Genomic DNA, 18049 nt, shown 5'->3' on the forward strand with positions numbered 1-18049 from the left:
TGTTGACACAGTTCACCCATTCACGGCACATTTCGCAGCACGGGTAGCAGTTTTCCTTCGTGCAGTGAGGTGTTCATGACCAGCGTCGTCTGTTCCACCGCCCGACCGCTGGCCGAACCGGCCGCGTCCTACGATCTGGCCGACCGGTATCGGTCCGGCGCGGGTCCGGTCCTGCTCACCGGCGTCCAGGCCATCGCCCGGCTGCTGGTGGAACAGCATGTGCGTGACATCCGCGCCGGGCGCCGGGTCGCGACCTTCGTCTCGGGATACCAGGGCAGCCCGCTGGGTGGCGTCGACAAGATGCTGCTCGGCATGCCGGAGGTGCTCACCGAACACGACATCACCTTCGTGCCGGGACTCAACGAGGAACTGGCCGCCACCTCGGTGTGGGGCAGCCAGGCCGACCTGCCCGCCGGGCGCCCGACCCACGATGGCGTGGTGGGGGTCTGGTACGGCAAGGGCCCCGGTGTGGACCGGGCGACCGACGCCATCCGCCACGCCAACATGTACGGGGTGAACCCGCGTGGCGGGGTGTTGCTGCTGGTCGGTGACGATCCGTCGTCGAAGTCGTCGACCGTGCCCGCCGTGAGTGAACGTTCGCTGGCCGCGATGGGTGTGCCGGTGTTGTTCCCGCGCAATGCCGAGGAGATCATCACCCTCGGCATGCAGGGCATCGCGCTGTCGCGGGCCTCGGGGTGTGTGGTGGCGTTGAAGATCGTCGCCGATGTCGCCGACGGCGCGTGGACGGTCGACGCCGACGTGGCCGACCTCGCCGTGACGGTGCCCGAGGTGCAGTGGGAGGGAAGGCCTTTCACGTATCGGCAGCGCCCGATGGCCGCTCCGACCGACAGCCTGCTCGCCGAGGCGGACCTGTACGGCCCGCGTTGGGCGATGGTGCACGCCTACGGCGCGGCCAATGCCATCGACAGCATCGAGGTCGACCCGCCGGAGGCGAAGGTCGGCATCGCCGCCACCGGAACGACATTCGACGCCGTGCGCCAAGCACTGCTCGAGCTCGGCGTCGACGAGGCCGCGATGCACCGGGCCGGAATCCGGTTGCTGCGCATCGGCATGCCCTATCCGATCGGCCCGGCCAAGGTCACCGAGTTCGCCCGTGGACTCGAGGAACTGATCGTGGTCGAGGACAAGACCGCCTTCATCGAGACCCAGATCCGCGAGATCCTCTACGGCACCGAGCACACGCCTCGTATCCTCGGCAAGCACGACCAGCGCGGTGCCCGGCTGATGCCGGTCGACGGTGAACTCGACGCCGGTCGGCTGCTCGCCCCGCTGCGCCGGGTGCTTCGCGAGCGCGTCGAGCTGAAAAGAGCTGCGCCGCCAGCACTTCCGCTGGAAGTACTCAGCACCAAGCGCACGCCGTACTTCTGCAGCGGCTGCCCGCACAACCGGTCCACCGCCCTGCCCGAGGGCTCGATCGGCGGCGGCGGAATCGGCTGTCACACGCTGGTCACCATGTCGGGCCGCGCCGACAGCGCCGTCACCGGGCTGACGCAGATGGGTGGCGAGGGCAGTCAGTGGATCGGTCAGGCACCGTTCACCGATGTGCCGCACCTGTTCCAGAACATCGGCGACGGAACGTTCTTCCATTCCGGGCAGCTGGCCGTGCAGGCGTGCGTGGCGGCGGGGGTGAACATCACCTACAAGCTGCTCTACAACGAGGTCGTCGCGATGACCGGGGCGCAGGAAGTGGGTGGCATGCTCACCGTCGCGCAGCTCACCCACAAACTCACCGTCGAGGGCGTGAAGCAGATTATCGTCTGCGCCGACGAGCCGAAGCGGCACAGCAAGCGGGCGCTGGCCGAGGGGACGCTGCTGTGGCATCGTGACCGGCTCGACGAAGCCCAGCGGATGCTGCGCGAGATCGAGGGCGTCACCGTGCTGATCTACGACCAGCACTGCGCCGCCGACGCCCGCAGGCAGCGCAAACGCGGCACACTGCCGGTGCGCAACACCCGCGTGGTGATCAACGAGGCCGTCTGCGAGGGCTGCGGCGATTGCGGCACCAAGTCGAACTGCCTGTCCGTGCAACCCGTCGACACCGAATTCGGGCGCAAGACCCGCATCGATCAGACCTCCTGCAACACCGACTACAGCTGCCTGGACGGCGACTGCCCGTCGTTCGTGACGGTCGAGGTGTCACCCGACAAGCGTGCCGGCCGCAAAACCCTCGAGCCGCCCGCCGTTCCGGATCCGGCACCGGGCGTGCCGCAGCGCACCCAGAACGTGCTCATCGCGGGCATCGGCGGCACCGGCATCGTCACGGTGAACCAGGTGCTGGCCACCGCCGCCCTGCGTGCCGGGTACGAGGTGGAGACGCTCGATCAGATCGGCCTGAGTCAGAAGGCCGGGCCCGTGGTGTCGCACCTGCGGTTCTCGGGCTCGGAGCTGGAACCGGCCAACCGGCTCACCCCGGGCAGCGCGGACTGTCTGCTCGCGGTCGACCTGCTGACCGCCACCGATCCCCGGTACCTGCGCTACGGCAATGCGGCGAGCACGGTGGCTGTGGCGTCGACGAGCAAGACACCGACCGGCGACATGGTGTACGACAAGTCGACGTCCTACCCCGAGACCAGCACGCTGCTGGATCGCCTTGCGGCGGTGACGCGTTCGATCGACCACTTCGACGCACTCGCCGCCGCGGAAACCCTGTTCGGCAACACCGCGGCCGCCAACTTCCTCATCGTCGGCGCGGCGGTGCAGGCGGGCGGGTTGCGGTTGCCGGTGGCGGCGATCGAGGAAGCCATCGGGATCAACGGGGTCGCCGTGTCGGCCACCCTGGCCGCATTCCGCTGGGGCCGTGTCGCCGTCGCTGATCCGGCGGCCTTCGCCGCGGCTGTCGATGAGGGGCAGCCGCGGCGGATTCCGCCGACCGCACCGGCTGAGCTGTTGGCCCACACCGGCTTCGAAGGCGAGGTACGACGGATCGTGGAACGGCGAGCCGGTGAGCTGGTCGGCTACCAGAACACGAAGGTGGCGCGGAGCTACATCGATACCGTCGAAACTATCTGGGCCGCAGAACGTTCCGTCACCGAACGGACCGAGTTCAGCGAGGCTGTCGCACGCGGGCTCTACAAGTTCACCGCGTACAAGGACGAGTACGAAGTGGCGCGGCTACTGGTCGACCCGGCGTTCCTCACCGAGGTACAGGCCCAGGTGCCGGGTGGCGAGAAGCTCACCTACAAACTGCATCCACCCGTCCTGCGCGCCATGGGCCGGAAGAAGAAGATCGGGCTCGCACCGAAATCCCATGTGGCGCTGAAGGTCCTCGCCAAGGGCAAGTTCCTGCGTGGCACGAAACTCGACCCCTTCGGCTACGCCCACGTGCGCAAGGTCGAGCGCGAACTGCTGGCCCACTACACCGCCATGGTGACGCGACTCGCCGCCGAGCTGACCGAAGAGAACTACGAGACAGCCACTGCGGCAGCCGCTCTCGCCGACGTCGTGCGCGGCTACGAGGACATCAAACTCGCCAATGTCGAGCTGTACCGCGCCGGGCTGCGCGATCTCGGCATCGACTTCTGAGTGATCACGGCGCCGAATACATCGGCGCCCAACAGCACAACATCAGGCCGCAGACCCGCGGCACGAACGAACCACCCGGACACGACCCGTGGTGGAGGCAACCGGAAAGGATCGACAGTGACCGTCGCACACCCCGAAGCAGGAGTTTTCGGACGATCGCACGAGTTGAGTGCCCGCGCCCACGAACAGGTGGTGTTCTGCGAGGACCACAGGTCCGGGCTGAAGGCGATCATCGCCATCCACTCCACGGCGCTCGGCCCCGCGCTCGGCGGCACCCGCTTCTACCCCTACGCCGACGAATCCGCGGCGTTGCAGGACGTGCTGCGACTGTCCTGGGGCATGACCTACAAGGCCGCCGCCGCGGGTGTCGACCTCGGCGGCGGCAAGGCCGTCATCATCGGTGACCCGGCGACGATGAAGAGCGAGGAGCTGCTCGCCGCCTACGCGTGTTTCGTCGACACCCTCGGCGGCCGCTACATCACCGCGGGCGACGTGGGCACCACCACCGACGACCTCGACATCATCGGCAGGCACACCCGCTATGTCACCGGCCGCAGCGTCGCCGCGGGCGGCAGCGGTGACAGCGCCCGGCTCACCGCGCTCGGCGTGTTCCAGGCCATGCGCGCGGGTGCCGAATCCGTCTGGGGCACACCGACACTGGCCGGGCGCACCGTCGGCGTGGAAGGCGTCGGCAAGGTCGGCCGCGAGCTCACCGCCCTGCTGCTCGCCGACGGCGCCGAGGTCTGCGTGACGGATGTGAACGAAGCGGCACTGCGCCGCATCGCCGCCGAGCACCCCGAGGTCCGGCTGCTGTCCACGGTCTCGACCGCACCGGTCGACGTGTACGCCCCCTGTGCGCTCGGCGCCACCCTCACCGCGTCGACCGCCGCGACGATCGAGGCCAAACTCGTCTGCGGCGCGGCCAACAACCAGCTCGCCACCCCCGAGGTGGAGCAGGCACTCACCGAACGCGGCATCACCTGGGTCCCCGACTTCGTCGCCAACAGCGGCGGACTCATCCAGGTGGCAGGCGAATTGCGCGCCGCCCCACCCGCCGAGGTGGAAGCCGAGGTCACCGACATCTTCCCGCGCTGCCGCGAGATCATCGCCGCGGCGAAAGCCGACGGTATCGCCACCGGTGCCGCTGCCAATCGGTTCGCCGAACGCCGTCTCGACGCCATCCCCCGCTCGCTCTGAGCGCGCCCGAGTTTCAAGGAGGAGACACAATGGCGATCACGAGCGGGTTGTTCCGCACGAAATCTGTCGAGCAATCGATCCGGGACACCGACGATCCCGATGCCAAGCTGCGCAAGGACCTGACGGCGAAGGACCTCACGATCTTCGGTGTCGCGGTGGTGATCGGTGCGGGCATCTTCACCCTCACCGCCCGCACCGCGGGCACGGTGGCCGGGCCCGCGGTCTCGCTCGCGTTCGTCTTCGCGGCGATCGCGTGCGGGCTCACCGCCCTCTGCTACGCCGAGTTCGCCTCGACCGTTCCGGTGGCCGGCAGCGCGTACACCTTCGCCTACGCCACCTTCGGTGAGGTGATCGCCTGGATCATCGGCTGGGATCTGATCCTGGAATTCGCGCTCGCGGTCTCCGTGGTCGCCAAGGGCTGGTCGCAATATCTCGGTGACGTGCTCGGCTCGTCGGCACCGGTGGTGCACATCGGGTCGGTGAGTTTCGACTGGGGTGCGGTGGTGATCATCGCGGTGGTCGGCGTGCTGCTGGCCACCGGGACGAAGCTGTCGTCGCGGGTCTCGGCCATCGCCGTCGCCATCAAGCTCGGCGTGATCGCGCTGGTGCTGGTGGTCGGCGCGACCTACTTCAAGCCGTCGAACCTGTCGCCCTACATTCCACCCGCCGAGCCGTCGGAGAAGGCCGAGGGGCTGCGGCAGTCGCTGTTCGCCTTCGTCACCGGGTCCGGCGGCACCAGCTACGGCTGGTACGGCCTGCTCGCCGCCGCCAGCCTGGTGTTCTTCGCCTTCATCGGCTTCGATGTCGTCGCCACCACCGCCGAGGAGACCCGCAACCCGCAGCGCGACATCCCGCGCGGCATCCTCGGTTCGCTGGCCATCGTGACCGTGCTCTACATCGCGGTGTCGCTGGTCCTCACCGGCATGGTCTCCTACACCCAGCTCGCCGACGGAAATGCCACCCTCGCAACAGCTTTCGCCATCCACGGCGCCACCTGGGTGAAGAACATCATCGCCATCGGCGCCCTGGCCGGACTCTCGACGGTGGTCATGGTGATGTTCCTCGGGCAGACCCGGGTGCTGTTCGCCATGGCCCGCGACGGACTGCTCCCCCGCAGCTTGGCCCAGACCGGCAAGAAGGGAACACCCGTCCGGTTGACCGTCATCGTCGGCATGGTCTGCGCCCTGCTGGCAGGTTTCGTCGACTTCGGCACGCTCGAGGAAATGGTCAATATCGGCACGCTGGTCGCCTTCGTGCTGGTGGCGGTGGGCGTGCTGGTCCTGCGCCGCACCCGCCCCGACCTGCCGCGCGGGTTCCGCGTGCCGTTCGTCCCGGTTGTTCCCGTGCTCGGCGCGCTGGCCTGCCTGTGGCTGATGGTCAACCTCTCCATCGAGACCTGGCTGCGCTTCGTGATCTGGATGGCACTCGGTGTCGTCGTCTACTTCGCCTACGGCCGCAGGCATTCCGTGCTCGGTCGCCGACGACCGGATCCGGACAAGCCGGAATTGACACCAGTGGGATAGGCCACGTTCCACCTCCCCTGGCACTGAGTGCCAGGGGAGGTGAAATAATCGCCGGGACAGCCAGGGAAACGCGATGTTGGGAGTTCTGCAGTGGAGTTGATCGGTGTAATCGGTGGCGGCACGATGGGTGCGGGTATCGCCGAGGTGTGTGCCAAGGCGGGCAGCTCGGTGCTCGTGCTCGAGACCAAGCAGGAGTTCGCCGATGCCGCGCAGCAGCGCATCGCCACCTCGATCAGCAAGGGTGTGGCGCGCGGCAAGATCTCCCAGGAAGACGCCGACGCGGCCATCGCCCGCGTGCGGGTGACCCTGGACATGGACGAGTTCGCCGACCGCGACCTGGTGATCGAGGCCGCCCCGGAGATCGAGTCGCTGAAGTACGAGATCTTCGGCAAGCTGGACAAGATCGTCAAGCCCGAGGGCATCCTGGCCACCAACACCTCCTCGATCCCGGTGATCAAGGTGGCCGGCGCCACCCAGCGTCCCGAGCGCGTGGTCGGCGTGCACTTCTTCAACCCGGTGCCGGTGATGCCGCTGGTCGAGATCATCTCCACCCTGGTCACCGCGCCGGAAGCGGCCGAGGCCGTCACCGACTACGCCAAGAACACCCTCGGCAAGCTGACCGTGCAGGCCGGTGACCGTTCCGGCTTCATCGTCAACGCGCTGCTCATCCCGTACCTGTGCTCCGCGATCCGGATGCTCGAGTCGGGTTACGCCACCGCTGAGGACATCGACACCGCCATGAAGGGCGGCTGCGGTTACCCGATGGGCCCGCTGACGCTGCTCGACACCGTCGGCCTCGACATCGCACTCGCCGCCGCCGAGTCGCTGTACGCCGAGTTCGCCGAGCCGCACTACGCCCCGCCTGCCCTGCTGCGCCGCATGGTCGACGCGGGCCGCCTCGGCCGCAAGACCGGTCGCGGTTTCTACGACTACGCCAAGTGAGAACCTGGTCCCGCGCCCGCCCGGGCGCGGGACCGGCTCAGGCCACGCCCGCCGGGGCCGGGAAGAACCCGGTCTCGATGTAGTGGTCGAAATAGCGGGCGATGACGGACGCGTCGACCGCCGGAATATCGATGGGCAGAGTTTCGGCCGACTCGACGCTGCTCGACTCGACCGCGCCGAGCACCGAGCTCGCCCCCGCCGCCGCGACCGCCGCCACATAGTTGCCGCTCAGTGCCGACGCGCGCGCCAGCCTTGGATCGACCCCCGGCTGTTCGGCGGCTGTGGTGAGGATCTGCCCGAACTCCATCGGATCGATGAAGTCGAAACGGTAACCGCGCCGCACGATCTCGTCGTAGACGATGCCGAGCGGCACCTCCGGACCCGCCGCCCGGAACACCTGACCCAACGCCGAATCGTCACATGACCGCCGCACGATGCCCGCCGCGACGTAGTCGACCGGCGCCATCCCGATCGCGACCGAGCGCACGTCGACGGCCGTGCCGAGCACGAGCATCGAGCGAAGCATTGTCCACCAGGCGTCCTCGGCCGGTGCGACGCCGGTGCGGGAATCACCGGTGATGAGGCCGGGCCGGTACACCGCGATCGGCACACCGCGCTGGGCCGCCGTGTGCATCAGCTGTTCGGCGACCCACTTGGTGAGCGCGTAGCCCGGAAGCCCGGCAGGCACGCCGTCGGCCTGCGGAATGCCCGCGAGCACCGACGTCGTCGACACGTAGTGCACCGCTTTGACGCGGGTGGTGGTGGCCAGGCGCAGCACCTCGGTGGTTCCACCGACATTGGCCTCGCGCATCCGCCCGTACGGCTCGAGATGATTCACCAGGGCGCCGTTGTGGTAGATCACGTCGATCCGGTCGGCCAGTTCGGCGAAGCGGCGCGGGTCGATGCCGAGCTGCGGCCGGGCCAGATCGCCTGGGACACCGGCCAATCGGGCCCGGTCCACCTCGATGCCGTAACCGGCCGCCGTGGCGACCACCCGATCGAGTGCGGTGTCGGCGTCGGCGGCGCGCACCAGGCAGTGAACGGTCGCGGTGGTGTGCTCGAGCAGTTCGCGCAGCAGGAAGCTGCCGAGGAATCCGGTGGCGCCGGTGAGCAGGATGTTCGCCGGTTCGCCCGAGCGCGGTGGGACGCACCCGTCGAGCGTGATCGACGGATCGAGCACCCGGTCGAGCGCCGGATCGGGGCCGGTCGAGGAGGCCGCCTTCTCGTCGCGCAGAGCCAGCGCCAGGTCGCTGACCAGCGGATAGCTGAACAGCAGCCGCAATGCGACCTCGATGCCGAGCCGTTCGGCCAAACTCGCACGCACCCGGATCGCCGACAGCGAGGTACCGCCGAGGACGAAGAAGTCGTCGTCGCGGCCCACCCGCTCCAGCTCGAGCACGCTCGCGAACACCTCCGCGACAACTTGTTCGTCGTTGGTGACCGGTGCCTGGTACTCACGGATCTCGCGCGCGGGTGCGGGCAGCGCCTTGCGATCGAGCTTGCCGGTCGCGCCGAGCGGGAACTCGTCGAGCGCGAGCACCCGGTACGGGATCATGTACGGCGGCAACAGGGTTCGCGCGGTGGCCAGCACCTCGGTGACATCGACGCCGGACGGCGTGACGTAACCGACGAGCTGTTCGTGGTGCACCGTCACCGCCGCACCGGCCACCGACGGATGCGCGCGCAGTGCCGCCTCGATCTCACCGGGTTCGATGCGCAGGCCGTGCAGTTTGAGCTGCACGTCGGTGCGGCCGAGGTAGGTCAGTTCGCCGGTGGGCAGGCGGCGCACCAGGTCACCGGTGCGGTACATGCGTTCGCCGACCGGACCGTAGGGGTCGGCGACGAACCGCTCCGTCGTGCGACCGGGGCTCCCCAGGTATCCGCGGGCCAGCTGCGCACCGGCCAGGTACAGCTCGCCGGGTGTGCCGAGGGGCACCGGCCGCAGCCGGGCGTCGAGCACATAGGCGCGAGAATTCCAGTGCGGCAACCCGATCGGGACGACGCCGTCACCCACCTCGGTGACGTCGGCGGCGGTGATCGACACGGTCGCCTCGGTCGGCCCGTACAGGTTGTGCAACCGGCCGGAGGTGAGGGCCGCGAAACGGGCGATGGTCGCGTTCGGCAGCGCCTCACCGCCCACCCAGACCGCACGCAGCGACCGCAGTGCGCCCGCGGGCGCGGCATCGAGGAGCATCTGCAGCACCGACGGCACGATGGTCGTGCCGGTAACACCGTGGCGCGCGATGATATCCGCCAGGTAGGCGGGGTCGGTGAGTCCGTGCGCGGCGGCGACGACCATGTGGGCCCCGGCGCGCAACGGCGTCGCGAAACCGATCATCGAGGCGTCGAAGGTGAACGGAATCGACTGCAGCACAACATCGGCGGCGCCGACCGCGTACTCGCCGACCATGTACGCGGCCTGGTTCACGATCGCCGAATGCGGTACCCCGACACCCTTGGGTTTACCGGTGGAGCCCGAGGTGAAGATCACGTAGGCCAGGTCGAGGGTCCGCAGCGGACGCAGCCGGTCGGCGTCGGTGAGCCAAGTGTCCGAGAAGGCGTTCAGCGCACCGGAATTCGCGACCAGGTCGACCGAGATCACGGGCAGGTCGTCGACCTCGACGGTGTCGGCGACCGTGCTGAGCACGCAGACCGGGCGCGCGGCGGTCAGGATGTCGGCGCGGCGTTCGGCGGGCGACTCCGGGTCGATCGGCACATACGCGCCGCCCGCCGCGAAGACCGCGTACATGGCGACGACCAGGTCGAGCGACGGCCGGATCGCCACCCCGACGGTGCTGCCCGGCCCGACGCCGGTCGCCACGAGCAACCGGGCCAGCCGGTTGACCCGGCTCGCGAGCTCGCGGTAGGTCAGGGTTCGATCGGCGAACGTCACCGCGGGCGCCTCCGGCGTGCGCGACGCCCGCGTGCGGAACTCGTCGAGCAGCGTCACGTCGGGAACCAGCCGCAGCTCACCGGCCGGTTCGGTCCGCTCGAACTCGGTGAGCAACGGCAGATCACCCACGGCGCGGTCCGGGTGGGCCACGGCGGCCGCGAGCAGCGCGCCGAGGCGGGCACCGAGTGCCGCCATGGTCGACTCGTCGAACAGCGCGGTGGCGTAACGCCACGAACACCGCAGCCCGGCCGGTCCGTCCCCGTCTTCCTGGGGAACCACCGTCAACTGCAGGTCGACCGGGGCCACCTCGTCGCCCAGATCGACTGCCGCCACACTCAATTCGGGCAGTTCCAGGCGTGCGGCACCGAAGTTCTGGAACGACAACGCCACCTGGTACAGCGGATGATGCGCCTGGGTGCGGGGCGGATCCAGTTCAGCCACAAGACGTTCGAACGGCACGTCGGCGTGCCCGAAGGCCGCCAGATCGCTCTCGCGGACCCGGTCGAGCAGGGCGGCGAAGGGTTCCCCCGCCGCGATCCGGGTGCGCAGCACGACGGTGTTGACGAACATGCCGACCAGGTCGTCGAGTTCGGGCTCACCACGACCGGCGACCGGGGCGCCGAGGGTGACGTCGTCGGCGCCCGCCATCCGGGCCAGCAGTACGGCCAGTGCAGTGCGCACCACCATGAACAGCGAGGCATTGTGTTCGCGGGCAAGGGTTTCCAGCGACCGATGCAAGCCCGCGTCGAGGGCGAAGTGGTGCGCGGCGCCCCTGGTGCTCGCGATCGGTGGGCGCGGACGGTCGGTGGGCAGCTCGAGCAGGGCGGGCGCGCCCGCCAGCGCGGTGCGCCAGAAGTCGAGCTGGCGGGCCAGCAGCGAGGCGGGATCGTCTGCGGCGCCGAGCAGTTCGTGCTGCCACAGGGTGTAGTCGGCGTACTGCACCGGCAGCGGTGACCAGGCGGGGGCGTGCCCCTCGGTGCGGGCGATGTAGGCCGTCATCAGGTCGCGGGTGAGCGGGCCGAGGGAGAAGCCGTCGGTGGCGATGTGGTGCACCACCACGGCCAGGACGTGTTCGGTCGCCGAGAGCTGGAAGACGGTGGCGCGCACGGGAACCCGCGCGCACACATCGAACCCGCCGAAGGTGAGCCTGGCGAGCTCACCGCGCAGGTCGGACTCCTCGATCGCGGTCACCGCCACCTCGAGACCGGCCGCGGCCACCGGGAGGACCTGCTGGTAGCCCTGGCCGTCGTGTTCGGGGTAGACGGTCCGCAGCACTTCGTGGCGTTCGAGCACATCGTCGAGGGCGGCGGTGAGGGCGGCGGTGTCGAGCGGACCGGACAGGCGAAGCGCGACCGGAATGTTGTAGGTGCTCGCGTCGGGGTCGAGGCGGGCCATGAACCACATGCGCTGCTGGGCCAGCGACAACGGAATCCGCGCACCACGCTCGCGGCGGGTCAACGGCACACGGGTGTCGGCGACGAGGTCGGCCAACGCGGTCGCCAGCGCGGCCACACTCGCGTGCTCGAACACGGTGCGCGCGGGCACCCTGACGCCGGTGAGCGCGCCCAGGCGCCCGGCCAGGCGGGTGGCGAGCAGGGAGTTGCCGCCGAGCGCGAAGAAGTCGTCGTCGCGGCCCACCCGGTCGGTGCCGAGCAGATCGGCGAAGACCTCGGCGACGGTGCGTTCGGCGTCGGTTCGCGGCTCGGCGAATTCGCGTGTGGTCAGTTCGGGGTCGGGCAGGGCGCGGTGGTCGAGTTTGCCGACCGGAGTCAGTGGCAGTTCCTCGAGCACCACGATGGCCGTCGGCACGGCGTGCTGCGGCAACCGCTGCTCGGCGAGCCGGGTCAGTGCCGCCGGATCGACGGTCGCGCCGGGCGCGGCCACTACATAGGCGACGAGGGCGTCGACCCCGCTGGGCAGCGTCCTGATCAGCGTCGCGGCGAAGTGCACCGAGTCGTCGGCCGAGAGCACGGCGTCGATCTCGCCCAGTTCGATGCGGAAACCGCGCAGCTTCACCTGCGCGTCGGTGCGGCCGAGGAATTTCAGGCCCATCCCACCGGGCACCGGTTCCCATTGCACCAGGTCACCGGTGCGGTATAGCCTGCCGCCGGTCACCGGGTCGGCGACGAATCGGCTCGCGGTGAGCCCGGCGCGATCGTGGTAGCAGCGGGCGAGCCCGGCGCCTGCCAGGTACAGCTCGCCCGGGACGCGGTCGGGCACCGGATGCAGCCGGGCGTCGAGGACCACCGCCTTCATGCCGGGGATCGTGTCACCGATCGTCACCACGTCGCCGGGGTCGAGCCGGTCGCTCATGGCGCAGACGATGGTGGTTTCGGTCGGGCCGTAGACGTTGAAGAAGGAGCGACCCGGCGCCCACTGCGCGATCAGCTCCGGCGGGTAGGCCTCGCCGCCGACGGCGAGCACACGCAGCTCGGGCAGCGCGGTGGCGTCGAGACCGGCCAGCGCGGCGGGAGTGATGAACGCGTGGGTCACCCCTTCGGTACGCAGCAGTTCGGTGAGCTCGTCGCCGCCGTACACGTCCGGCGGCGCGATCACCATCGTGGCGCTCGCACCCACCGCGAGCAGCAGTTCGAGCATGCTCGCATCGAAGCTCGGCGAGGCGAAATGCACTGTGCGCGAGCCGGTGTCGATACCGAAACGACGAACCTGCTCGGCGCACAGACCGGCGAGACCGGTGTGGGTGACCGAGACGCCCTTGGGCACACCGGTGGAACCGGAGGTATAGATGATGTAGGCCAGCTCGTCGGGACGCAGTTGCGCGGTGCGCTCCCCCGCACACACGGGTTCGTCCGACGCGGCGGCGAGTTCGGCCTGGTAGCCGGCGGAATCGATGGCGAGCCAGCGGATTCCGGTGTCGAAGCGGGCGGCGTCGTCGGCCATGGCGAGGCCGAAGCCCGCGCCGGAGTCGCCGAGCATGTGGGCGACGCGTTCGGCCGGGTAGCGCGGGTCGACCGGCACGAAGGTGGCGCCGCACTTGGCCGCCGCCCACACCGCGACCACCGATTCGATCGAGCGGGTGAGCGCGAGGACGATGCGGTCACCGGGTCCGAGCCCGCGGGCGATGAGCACACGGGCCAGCCGGGAGGACCACTGGTCCAGCTCGGTGTAGGTGAGCGAGCGGCCGGCGAACCGCAGCGCGGTGGCCTCGGGGGCACGCTCGACAGCTGCCATGAGCAGCCGGGGCAGGGTGGCGGACGTCGATACTCGTCCACGTCGAACGGGGCGGGGTCGACGAACGCCAGAAACTTGCTCGGTCACCGGAAACGCTTCCCTTCACCATGGATCAACCCATGCGTTCGCACTGCTCACACGCCGCCGGGCGACGACTACACCCGGCGTATCGGGAAAATCCTGCGTGACGGTACCGCAAATATCTCATTTAGTTCATGGCATAGCCAATTCACAGGTTTCACTTCGCAGCGAAGTGGGTAAAGGGGACTCTTCGGTCAGCGACGCAGGTCACGCGGTGATCAGGGCAGCATCGCACGCGCACGCTGCGGTAGCGCCCTTTTCACATTTGCGGGCAGCACCCGCTCGGCGGCAGGACGAATACCGGTAGCGGAGGCCGCGCTCGCGACCTCCGCTACCGGCACAAGACCGGGAGGGTTACCAGGCAGTAGCTCCGGTGGACACCGGCTCCTGCTGCGTCACCGAGGGATCCTGCACGCGCGTATTGCCCGATTCGATCCATTCCGTGTCGAGCACACCGTGGCGCGAGCGGTCGGCGCCGCGAATGGCGCGCTCACACCGGCGTGCCAGATCACGGCGGTCGGTGCCGGGGTGCTCGCGCGGTTCCAGCACGATCTCGACGGTCATGCCTTTGCTGCGCAGCACCCGCTTCGCCGAGTCGGCGAAAGTGTCGTCACCGACGAAACCCGGTACGGTGCACGGCATTCCGTCGCGGTCGAGGTAGCGCAACCGCACCGGCTGCACCGGGGTGGCGGTGTCGACGGCGGCCTGGAACATCGCCGGGCGCAGCGAACCGTAGGCCCGGCCACACCAGGTGGTGCCCTCGGGGAACACCACGATCCGGTTGCCCGCACTCAGCCGTTGCGCGACTTGCCCGACCACACCCGGCAATTCGCGCAACCGGGCGCGCTCGATCGGGATCACGCGGGTGAGCTGGGCCAGCTTGCCCAGCAGCGGCCACTCGACCATGTCGGCACGCGCCACGAAACTCACCGGCTGTACGGCGGCCAGCGCGACCACGTCGGCCCAGCCGATGTGCCCGGCCACCACCATCATCGGCGTGCCCGGATCGGCGAACCCCGCCGCCGAGGCGTCGGCTCCGCGGTTGTCGATGACGCGCAGTCGCATCCCCAAGCAGCGCAACGCCGCTCGGGCGTACCGGCGCTGCATGTCCTCGCGACGCGCCTTCGGGGTGGCGACGGTGAGGACCGGGAAACCGAGCACCAGTCCGGCCACCCCGGCCAGCCTGGTCAGCATTCTGGCAGTACCGACCTGGTCGATCGGTTCGATACAGCCGGAACCACAGGGGCTCGACGGCATCCACGAGTGCGAGTGGGGGGCGGGCGGCGCGTCGAACACCATGGCGGTTACTTCCCGTCGAAATTGGCGGCCGCGCTCTGCAGCCGCTCCAGGTACCGGGTGTTGATGGTTTCCATACCGAGCAGCGCGACGAAGTCGGCGACCGCGAAATCGGGGTCGTGCGCCGGTTCGCCGCAGATCTCGGCGCCCAGGCGCAGGTAGCCGCGTAACAGCGGCGGTAGCTTCGGGCGGCTCGGCGGGGTCAGCTGGTCGAGGGACAGTCCGTCGACGACGACCGGGTTGTACGGCTCCACGTAGCGTTCCGGGTCGCAGGAGTGGCGGCCCAGCAACATGTCGCGCACGCCGCGCACGTTCACCCCGGCGGGGTCCTGCGGGCTGTCCTGCATGGGCACCGACACACACCCCATCACCCAGTCGTAACCGGTGAGCTGGATGTAGTGCAGGATGCCCGCCCACATGAGGGTGAGCACCGAGCCGTTGCGGTGGTCGGGCACCACGCACGCCCGGCCCATCTCCACGATGCGATGACCCTCGGGATCGAGGCGGGTGAGATCGAATTCGGTGGCGGTGTAGTAGCCGCCCGCCGCGATCACCTTGTCCGGCGGCAACATCCGGTAGCAACCGACGAACTGTTCGGTGAACTCGTCACGCACGAGCAGGTGGTCGCAGTGCTCGTCGAACCGGTCGGCGTCCAGACCGGTACCGTTGTCGGGCATCTGGAAACCGGGTTCGGCGGCGAAGACCTGGAAGCGCAGGCGCTGCGCGGCTTCGCGATGCTCGGCGTCGGAGGCGACGACGAGCGAGTAGCGAGACTTCCCCACCCCGGAGTCCGGCGCCGGCGCGGTCAACACGGACGAAATTGTCATGCACTTGATGAAGCCAGCCCGACTTGGCATTGGGGCGACGCTCCAGTGTCGTGTCGATGCCCGTTCGGTGAACGAGACACCCGTCACACCGGGCGTTCACCGACCCGCTGCCCATCGTTCGCCCACCTGCGGGTTTCTGGCCGAACACGGTGGATTTCGGGTGAGATCCGGAATGCGGGCACACAGTACGTGGCTTGCGAAACGAGGACGGCCCGCCGGTTTCCCGGCGGGCCGTCGGACAGTCGGATCAGGCCGCGACGCGATCCTTCTTGCCGTTGTTGGCACCGTCTGTCCCGGCGCGTTCGTCGCCGGGTGCGGTCGCCGGGAGCTCGCGCACCTCGGCCTCGGCGAAACCGGGGCGGGCCGTACCGGCGAAGGCGACCAGCCAGGACGCCACCGCGGCGAAGCGGTTGCGGAAGCCGACCAGGTACATCAGGTGCACGGCCAGCCACATCGCCCAGGCGATGGTGCCGCGGAAGGTGATGCGCTCGTTGAGCTTCACCACGGCGCTGAACCGGCTGATCACCGCCATGCTGCCCTTGTCCCAGTAGACGAACGGCGTGCCCGCGTCCTTCTTGCCGCGAATGATGTCGGCGGCGTGACGCCCCTCCTGCATGGCCACCGGCGACTGGCCGGGGTAGCCGTTGAGCGAGGTCATGTCGCCGATGGCGTAGATGTCGGCGTGCCCACCGACGGTCAGGTCGGGGTTGATCAGGATGCGGCCCGCGCGGTCGGTCTCGGCGCCGGTGGCCTCGGCCAGCAGCGTCGCGAAGCCGCCCGCCTGCACACCCGCCGACCACACCACGGTCTCGGCGGCGATACCGCGCTCGATGCCCTCCTTGTCGCGGACGGTCACCTTGCCCTCGGCGATGTCGGTGACGAAGGTGCCGAGCAGCACCTGCACACCGCTACCCTCGAGCGACCGCTTGGCGTACTCCGAGAGCCCGCCGCCGAACGGCGGGAGCACCGCGTCGGCGCCCTCCACCAGGGTGACCGAAACCTTCTGGTGGAAGTGCCTTTTCGCGAGTTCCTTGATCTGGCCCGCCACCTCGACACCGGTCGCGCCGGCGCCGACGACCACGAAGCTGAGCAGCTTGCGCTTGGTCGCCTCGTCGGCGTGCTCGGCCTTGGCGAAGACGGTGGCGATCTGGTCGCGCAGCCGCTCGGCGTCGTCGATGGTCTTGAGCGAGAAGGTCTTGTCGGCGAAGTCGTCGCGGCCGAAGTAGCTCTGGCTGGCACCGGTGGCCGCGATCAGCGAGCCGTAGCGGATCTGGCGGGTGCCCTCGGCGGTCTCGTAGGTGAGCACGGCGGCGTCGGCATCGATGCCGGTGACCTTGCCCAGGCGGACGTCGGCCTCGGGGTGGCGGCGCAGTACGTTCTTGATCGGCGGGGCGATCTCTTCGGAGTCGAGTACGCCGGTCGCCACCTGGTACAGCAGCGGCTGGAACAGGTGCTCCGGGGTGCTCGAGATCAACACGAAGTTGATTCGCGACTTGGCCAGCTGCTTGGCTGCGGCAAGTCCGCCGAAGCCCGAGCCGACGATGACGACATCGGTGTGTTCCATGATCGCGCGCTCTCCAAGATCGGTAATGAATCCTTTCCTATGAGTAAACGCGATGCGGAACGGAAACGTTTCCCCCGCGTGGGCGCATAATGAAGATGACTCTTATCTGCATAACTAATATATGGGAGGTCAGCAGGTGGAACTACGTCAACTTTCGTACTTCGTGGCGGTCTGCGAGGAGCTCAGTTTCAGCCGTGCGGCGAGCCGCTGCTTCATCTCCCAGTCGGCCATCAGCCACCAGATCGCGCGCCTGGAACGCGACCTCGGCGCCCAGCTTTTCGAGCGGACCACCCGGGCCGTTGTGCCCACCGAAGCGACGCTGCGACTGCTCCCCCTGGCCAAGCAGATGCTGAGTCTCGAGTCGGCGATCCGGGCGGCCGTGCGCACCACCGGGCCGCGAATTCGGTTGGCCGCCAACATGTCTTTCGCGGCGCCGTCGCTGTCCGCGATCGCCACCGCGCGGGCCGCGCACCCCGATGCCGAGATCGAATACGTCATCAAACCGTTCCGTCAGCGGATCACCGCCGTCGCCGACGGTGACTGCGATCTGGCCCTGATCCGCGGCAGTGTGGAACAGCCCGGTCTGGCCGTGGAACAGCTGTGGGTGGAGGACCTCGTGATCGCCATCTCCAGCAGTCATCCGCTCGCCGAACGCGGCGCCGTCACCCTCGCCGAACTCAGCCCCTACCCCCTGCTGCTGCCCCCGGAACAGGAGCAGGTGTTGTTGCACACACTCATCCGCTCGGCCTTCGCCGACCTCCCCACCGGCCCCACCTTCGGACCCCCGATCCCACCCGACCACACAGCGACCATGGAGCTACTCAACCGCCCGGAGTCCTGGACGATCCTCTACGAAGGACCCACCAAGGGCCTGCTCACCCTCGACCTCACCGACCATCGGTTGCGCATTCCGGTGTCGGCGGTGTTGCGGGAGGACGCTCGGGAGAATCCGATCGTCAAGACGCTGTTGGATGCGTTGCATCATGACTGA

The 18049-nt window shown here is 68.9% G+C and carries 9 protein-coding genes; 5 read left to right on the forward strand and 4 right to left on the reverse strand.

Annotated elements, in window-relative coordinates; all coding sequences use genetic code 11:
* The first annotated feature begins 75 nt into the window (after nucleotides 1-75).
* The 4 genes from ACSVDM_RS25730 to ACSVDM_RS25745 all read left to right on the forward strand — a co-directional run bounded on the left by ACSVDM_RS25730 (nucleotide 76) and on the right by ACSVDM_RS25745 (nucleotide 7205).
* The gene (locus ACSVDM_RS25730) at nucleotides 76-3543 is read left to right on the forward strand and encodes an indolepyruvate ferredoxin oxidoreductase family protein (protein WP_439268425.1); all 3468 of its coding nucleotides are present in this window, start codon (nucleotides 76-78) and stop codon (nucleotides 3541-3543) included.
* A gap of 117 nt (nucleotides 3544-3660) precedes the next feature.
* Entirely contained in the window at nucleotides 3661-4740 is a 1080-nt protein-coding gene (locus tag ACSVDM_RS25735) for a Glu/Leu/Phe/Val dehydrogenase dimerization domain-containing protein (RefSeq protein ID WP_439268426.1), read from the forward strand.
* A 29-nt stretch (nucleotides 4741-4769) separates the two neighbouring features.
* Nucleotides 4770-6263, forward strand: a complete 1494-nt coding sequence (locus tag ACSVDM_RS25740; RefSeq protein WP_439268427.1) for an amino acid permease — start codon at nucleotides 4770-4772, stop codon at nucleotides 6261-6263.
* A gap of 90 nt (nucleotides 6264-6353) precedes the next feature.
* On the forward strand, nucleotides 6354-7205 hold the full coding sequence (locus ACSVDM_RS25745) for a 3-hydroxybutyryl-CoA dehydrogenase (RefSeq protein ID WP_067493193.1): 852 nt from the start codon (nucleotides 6354-6356) through the stop codon (nucleotides 7203-7205).
* Nucleotides 7206-7242: 37 nt separating this feature from the next.
* On the opposite strand, the gene ACSVDM_RS25750 is transcribed toward ACSVDM_RS25745, so the two are convergent.
* The 4 genes from ACSVDM_RS25750 to ACSVDM_RS25765 all read right to left on the reverse strand — a co-directional run bounded on the left by ACSVDM_RS25750 (nucleotide 7243) and on the right by ACSVDM_RS25765 (nucleotide 17058).
* Complete coding sequence (locus ACSVDM_RS25750) at nucleotides 7243-13290, reverse strand: amino acid adenylation domain-containing protein (protein WP_439268428.1); 6048 nt, start codon at nucleotides 13288-13290, stop codon at nucleotides 7243-7245.
* Nucleotides 13291-13725: 435 nt separating this feature from the next.
* Nucleotides 13726-14565: a lysophospholipid acyltransferase family protein gene (locus ACSVDM_RS25755; RefSeq protein WP_439268429.1), complete on the reverse strand. Its 840-nt coding sequence runs from the start codon at nucleotides 14563-14565 to the stop codon at nucleotides 13726-13728.
* 110 nt (nucleotides 14566-14675) lie between these two features.
* Nucleotides 14676-15494, reverse strand: coding sequence for a GNAT family N-acetyltransferase (locus ACSVDM_RS25760; RefSeq protein WP_067636974.1), 819 nt, complete (start codon nucleotides 15492-15494; stop codon nucleotides 14676-14678).
* Between the two features lie 247 nt (nucleotides 15495-15741).
* Nucleotides 15742-17058, reverse strand: a complete 1317-nt coding sequence (locus ACSVDM_RS25765) for an NAD(P)/FAD-dependent oxidoreductase (protein ID WP_439268430.1) — start codon at nucleotides 17056-17058, stop codon at nucleotides 15742-15744.
* Between the two features lie 136 nt (nucleotides 17059-17194).
* Here ACSVDM_RS25765 and ACSVDM_RS25770 point away from each other — a divergent pair, with 136 nt between their 5' ends.
* On the forward strand, nucleotides 17195-18049 hold the full coding sequence (locus tag ACSVDM_RS25770; protein WP_067637013.1) for a LysR family transcriptional regulator: 855 nt from the start codon (nucleotides 17195-17197) through the stop codon (nucleotides 18047-18049).

Origin of the sequence: Nocardia sp. JW2, from assembly GCF_051843015.1 — a bacterium.
Lineage (GTDB): Bacteria > Actinomycetota > Actinomycetes > Mycobacteriales > Mycobacteriaceae > Nocardia > Nocardia coubleae.